At 47.8% G+C, this 2,291-nt stretch carries 3 protein-coding genes and 1 pseudogene; all 4 read left to right on the forward strand.

All coding sequences use genetic code 11. From position 1 onward, the window contains the following. Window positions 1–203: 203 nt before the first annotated feature. Window positions 204–314 carry a recombinase family protein gene (locus AAC147_RS05940; protein WP_255347688.1) on the forward strand — a complete coding sequence of 37 codons (111 nt, stop codon included), beginning with the start codon at window positions 204–206 and terminating at the stop codon, window positions 312–314. A 482-nt stretch (window positions 315–796) separates the two neighbouring features. Beyond that, window positions 797–1,384 (forward strand): antirestriction protein, encoded by a 588-nt coding sequence (locus AAC147_RS05945; protein ID WP_231571640.1) that lies wholly within the window; start codon window positions 797–799, stop codon window positions 1,382–1,384. A 100-nt stretch (window positions 1,385–1,484) separates the two neighbouring features. Beyond that, window positions 1,485–1,952 carry an antirestriction protein gene (locus tag AAC147_RS05950; protein WP_231571642.1) on the forward strand — a complete coding sequence of 156 codons (468 nt, stop codon included), beginning with the start codon at window positions 1,485–1,487 and terminating at the stop codon, window positions 1,950–1,952. A gap of 124 nt (window positions 1,953–2,076) precedes the next feature. Beyond that, window positions 2,077–2,291: pseudogene (locus AAC147_RS05955) on the forward strand (hypothetical protein); the annotation flags it as partial.

The raw sequence follows: 2,291 nt of genomic DNA on the forward strand, positions 1-2,291 counted from the left end.
TACAGCCAACCTCAAAATATCTGTATCAGAGAAATTGTTCTTGCATCCACTAAGCAAGAAACTTAAGACCCAATTAAATGGATACTGTTACAAAGTTTAATTTCTATAAAAAATGAAGCTCCATTTTCACAGCATATTGCGTTTGTAGTAATAAAAATAACAAAATGTGGTAGGGAAATCATCTCCCGCAAAACTTTGCAACAGTGCCAGCATCAACAGGGCGTCTTATGTTTAATATGTTGACTTTTATTGCTGAGTTTGAAAATGATTTGCGCAGTGAACACCAAGTTGAAGGGATAGCTAAAGAGAAATGATATTTATCATTTTGACAAGCTATTTAGCATCAAGAAAATCAGCCCACCACTGGAATGAATTGCCACAGGTTTAATTGATAACTCAGTGTTATCATGGGCTGACCTTGCCACGGTTGAAGTTCCAGTTCTATGAATGACTATATCTGGCACAAAGCCGACGGTCTGGTTAGATTCCGAGCAGATCATCAATAGTGTCAGATCGAGTCTTATTTGGTACATCGCTTTTGTCCAGAAGTGCGTTAGAGCAAGTTGCCTGATTTGGTCACACCATAAAATTGGAACGGCTAGATTGTATTCTAATCAATTCAAATAATGCCATCGCGCTTCTGACATTATTTCCTGTCCCGGAAAATGAATTACCCATTGACCTTATTATTTCGATTGATTAGCGTAGAAAAGTTTATTAATGATCCGGTCGCTTGTGAGGATCACCTTCGGGCAGCGACAGCAATACTCCCGTAGCCTGCAAGGGAGTACACACTGTGTGGTACATCTGCTCACCTTTGGAAGCAGATATCATCTTTTTTGTTGATGATGAAGGTTATTTAATCCACCCTGGCATGACGCCAGCCACCCAACGGGGAATACGTTTCCCGTCGGGCAAGGTGTTCTCCGTTGTTTTTAAGGAGTCCACAATGCAACAAAACAAAACCAGGACAACGGTGCATGCTGTACCGGCGTCTGAATTGTCCCCTTTTGAGGACGTTTTTCCGCGAACCAGCCCACTGGAATTGATGCTGCTGGAACACACGGTCATTAAAGCGGCGGTCACGCTTTGTGAGGGTTACCGGTGTGATACATGGCAGTGCCGGAAAGTGTCGGACAACATTGCCTATGCCGTGCCGACACGCGCTGACACGTATGGGGTCAAAAACGAGGCCACTGACTTTCACGGCGAGGTGTCAGCGGATACGTTCGGGCTGATGGTCACCCTGAGCGTACTGGGCTATCTGACGGCACTGATAAAGCACGATAAAATCGCTGAACGGTTTTGTGATTTACGGGAATACGCGCTGCAACACCCCCAGGCCCCGTGTATTCGGGCGGCTCTAGGTTTAGCGGGGACATGACGATAATTTAATCCACCCTGGCACGATGCCAGTCACCCGGACGGGGAACATTTTTCCCGTCGGGCAGGGTGTTCTCCGTCTTTTTTATTGACAGGAGAACATGATGCAAAAAAGTGAATTTATCATGCTGGACAGTCCTGCACTGTCTGCGGCATTTCCCGGTAAAAAACCGCTGGAGCGGTTGTTTCTGGGGTTTCTGATTGCCAATACCGCCTCACAGTTATGTGGTGCATATCAGTATGAATACTGGGACAGGCGGGATGCCTCTGAACAGCTGACTTATCTGGTGCCGACATCCGCCGCCACGTATTCTGTTTATTTGCCGGACAGTGCGTTAACCATTACGCTTTCTGCCGGTGCGTTCGGGCTGGCGGTGACGTCAATCGTGCTTGCCCGTATCGCTGCGCTGGATGAGCCGAATGCGGACGCCTGCCGGTTTCGCGAATTGCGGGAATATGTGGATCAGCATCCGGAAAACGCGCTGATAGGGTCAGTCATGACATTGGGACCTCACGAGGATTTTATCAGCCCGTCATTAACCGAAAATCAAAATAATCACTCTCACTGACGTTATCAGCCCATGATGCTGTTAACCCTTTTCTTAAGCGCCTGACCAGGGAGCCGAAAACACCTTCCCGGTATCTTATCGGGCGGGTGTTTTCTTTATTTGACCTCCAATCAAGGAAATACCGATGAACCCGATTTTTTTACCGGCATCAGATGAAGCCGGCACGACATTCCATGAAGACATTTTTACCGTGCAGGTCACCGGCCTGATGCAACACCCGCAAGCACGACAATCACTGCGGGAAGAAACCCTGACCGTGTGCGAAGCGGCCTCGGTAACCGAAGCGGTGCAGCGCCTGAAAGTTATCCATCTGCTGGGTGACTGGCCGGTGCCGGAAAC

The organism is Xenorhabdus sp. NBAII XenSa04 (assembly GCF_963866145.1).
GTDB lineage: Bacteria > Pseudomonadota > Gammaproteobacteria > Enterobacterales > Enterobacteriaceae > Xenorhabdus > Xenorhabdus indica.

Coding starts and splice junctions, on each gene's coding strand:
- AAC147_RS05950 (WP_231571642.1), top strand. CDS start 1,485: ATGATGCAAAAAAGTGAATTTATCATGCTGGACAGTCCTGCACTGTCT.